Raw genomic sequence first — 3,200 nt, forward strand, 5'->3', positions numbered from 1 at the left:
AAAGGTGGACGTCTCTTGCTTCGGGTATCATCCCGATGTTGAATCATGACTCACTTCCTAGGGAAAGTGGGTACTAGGTGCCAACGCCGGATGCCAACTCCTCAAGCAAAGCGTTGCGACTTGAGTCCACTACCAGCCTTGGCAGTTGATGGAGAGATGCACACGTGGCAACCGTGATCGGCACACCGGCACGAAAGCCAAATTCAACACTGGCTCAGAAAAGAATGAAAGTTCCCGCTGAACAGATCGCCCTCATTGCGCTGATTCCATCGCGTCCTCTTTCCCGTTCCGCCCGGACATCCTGACGCGAACCCATCGCCGATCACCAAGGGGAACTGATGTCTAGGATTTTGGCTGTTGGGACGGCGTTACCGCCATTTCGCCTCTCGCAGAGCGAGGCCAAGAGACTAGCTGGCCGACACTTCCGATCTAAGACAGATACGCTGGGAAAATATCTCACAGTCTTCGATCATACGCTTGTCGATGAGCGGTTCGTGTGCGTCACGCCCGAATGGTTTCTGAGCGAGCATCGCATAGGTGAGACAAACGAAGCATATCTGGCGTGGGCCAAAGAGCTCGCATGTGAAGCGACCGCTCGCTGTCTCGAACGTGCAGACGTCAAGCCAGAAGAGGTCGATCGGATCGTATTCGTTTCTACGACAGGGATAGCAACCCCTAGCATCGACGTGGATCTGATCTCAAAATTGGGTTTGCGAAGAGATGTGAAACGGACGCCGGTCTTTGGCCTGGGATGTGCGGGTGGGGCATCGGGAATCGGTTTGGCAGGAGCAATTTGTCGGGCAACAAAGGAACGTATTCTAGTCGTTACGGTAGAGCTGACGTCGCTGACGTTTCAGCCGAATGATCTCACCCCTAAGAACGTCGTCGCTACGAGCCTTTTTGGTGATGGCGCTGCCACGCTTCTCATCGCCCCAGCTGAAAGCTGTGCAGGCAAATTGGAAATCGTCAAAAGCAGCAGTCTGCTTTACCCTGACTCGGGCAGTTCGGCGATTCTGGATTTGAGATCGTCGTCTCAGAGCGGATACCATCAATGGTGCGGGAACTGATGCCGCATGCGCTGGCATCGTTGCTAGCGGAGGATAAAATTCATCTTAGTCAGGTGAAGAGCTTGGTCTTCCATCGGGCGGAAGAAAAATATTGGAGGTTTTCGAGCAAGGCCTTGGGAGGCCATCTAAGGACTTCTTTTCCAGCTACGAAACTCTTCGACGTTATGGAAACATGTCCAGCGCAACTGTATTGTTCGTGCCAGACTACGTGCTTGAGCACGAGCCACAGGCTCCAGGATCGTACGGGATCTTGGCTGCGTTCGGACCGGGATTTTCGGCCGAAATGTCGCTACTGAGATGGATATAAGCGACGGTGTTATCGAGGCGAAATCGACACCTTGCCAATCAGGTCAGCGCTTTAAATGTAGAGCGCAAGCGCTGAAACAAGAGGTCAGCGCGTTATGCCTTGAGGCGGAAATCATTGCGTTCTGTGCCTCGTCCGGAACCGGGTGTTACCGGCGCACAGCGAGAGTAGGTTTCCCTTCATTATTCCAGCCAGCATGCAGTTTGTCCGCGCGATCCTCCTTTCATTCATGCTCCCTCACACGACCTGTGCGAAGCATGATGAATGACGGAGCGGGCAACACCACAAGTGAAGAGAGGCGTTTGTAGGCTAGTCTAGCTGGGCAAACTACAAGAACTCTCAGGTGACGGAAGTCGGCTACGCAGCTTATCTGGAACATCGATGGGAGCGGGACATGCTACACCGACCGCATGAACGACCCTTTGACGTGCGGGACCGGCGGATAATGGTTTCGTTGGGTCCGCTGACTCAACGTCGATATTGTGTCTATCGGTGCCCGTTTTGCTATGTCGAGGCCGGCTTCCTGAAGTACGCTGCCCTGAAGATCCCCGAGATCATCGAATGGATCAAGTCGGTTCGTGAGCCGTACGATATTATCTACATAAGCGGCGACACCGATTCGTTTTGCCCTCCGCGAGCGGAGATGGGACTAGCTTTGCTTCGAGCTCTTCTCCAATTCGGCGTCGATCTCCTCTTTACGACCCGGGCTCCCTTCAATGAGGACCATCTGCGCGAACTAAAAGACATAAGTGACCGCTGCAGATCGAAAGGCCGGCGAGTCTTCGGCTACGTGAGTGTTGCACAGCTTCATCATCCGCATCTTGAACCGCGTCCTATCCCATCTCCATATGAACGGATTGCGCAATTGGGCCGCTTCAAAGCCAACGGACTTATTAGCGTACTGGCTCTGCGCCCATTTCTTCCAAACGTACCGGTCGAGGAGTACCTCGAGATAGTCAAGCTCGTGCAAACACGTGCGGACATTGTTGTTGGAGAAGTCTGGTACGCGGACCAAGCCGGGAAGCTGGATAAACGCGTGTTCCGGGATGCGTCTCCAAACTATCCCTTCACACTGAAAAAGATGGACTTTGACGAAAACGAAAAGGTTTGGAAGGTGTTTGAAGCTAAAGACGTTGAAGCGAGCGTGTCACAATTGTGCGCCGACCTGAACCTTCCATTCTTCATGCGCAGTAGGCCGGCGATCGAATGGGCTCGCCGCAGCCTTACGAAATAGGTTTCCTAGTCGGGCAACTTGGTAGGTTATGGAAGACAGTTGCTTTATTTCTCGCTTGCCAGTTGTCGTGCAGGAAGAACACTGCTTCGCCCGCCTTCGAAACAGCGGCAAAGATAGCCCGCTTGTCGGCCTAGAGCGTATTCAGCCTATGCGCCTGTACCGCGCATGGCCGGCACACAGCTCGGCGCTCAAACCGTAACCGGCGGTCACCATTTGTGTCTTGTAGACAGCAATCCGCAAACGCGTAACTCCGACCTGAGAGCCGACGCGACAGTCTGGTCCGGCAGAAGGCTCGCTAACGGGCTCTCACTCATTACTGCCGAGATTGGCGCCAGGTAACGACCGGCGCTTTTGCTGAGTGCCAGCTAATCACGCGCTCGCTCAGCAGAAGGTGGTCAAGTTAAAGACATTCGCTTTGGAGTGCGGATCCGGCAGCTAGAGCACGATGGGGAAAAATGTGGAGCGGTTTTCCGAAAAGATCATGCTCAAACAGTAACCGAAAGCGCGAAGACGATTCCTCCTAATCTCATCGCGCTTTAGTCTTACTGTGTCATAAAATCATCCGCACGGTACGTCTTTGGATGAGAGCAGTACA

2 protein-coding genes and 1 pseudogene are annotated in these 3,200 nt (G+C 53.7%); all 3 read left to right on the forward strand.

The window, feature by feature from the left end:
• The first annotated feature begins 338 nt into the window (after positions 1–338).
• The 3 genes and pseudogenes from SO180_RS42165 (at position 339) to SO180_RS42175 (ending at position 2,605) form a co-directional block, all read left to right on the forward strand.
• Positions 339–1,067 (forward strand): type III polyketide synthase, encoded by a 729-nt coding sequence (locus SO180_RS42165; protein ID WP_449384671.1) that lies wholly within the window; start codon positions 339–341, stop codon positions 1,065–1,067.
• Positions 1,068–1,152: 85 nt separating this feature from the next.
• Positions 1,153–1,374 (forward strand): annotated as a pseudogene (locus SO180_RS42170) (3-oxoacyl-[acyl-carrier-protein] synthase III C-terminal domain-containing protein); the annotation flags it as partial.
• Positions 1,375–1,714: 340 nt separating this feature from the next.
• Positions 1,715–2,605: a radical SAM family protein gene (locus SO180_RS42175; RefSeq protein WP_449384672.1), complete on the forward strand. Its 891-nt coding sequence runs from the start codon at positions 1,715–1,717 to the stop codon at positions 2,603–2,605.
• Positions 2,606–3,200: the final 595 nt, after the last annotated feature.

Source organism: Bradyrhizobium sp. UFLA05-112 (assembly GCF_053572325.1).

What these genes read in the sequence shown, in the direction of transcription:
- SO180_RS42165 (WP_449384671.1), top strand. Translation starts at nt 339, where the DNA reads ATGTCTAGGATTTTGGCTGTTGGGACGGCGTTACCGCCATTTCGCCTC.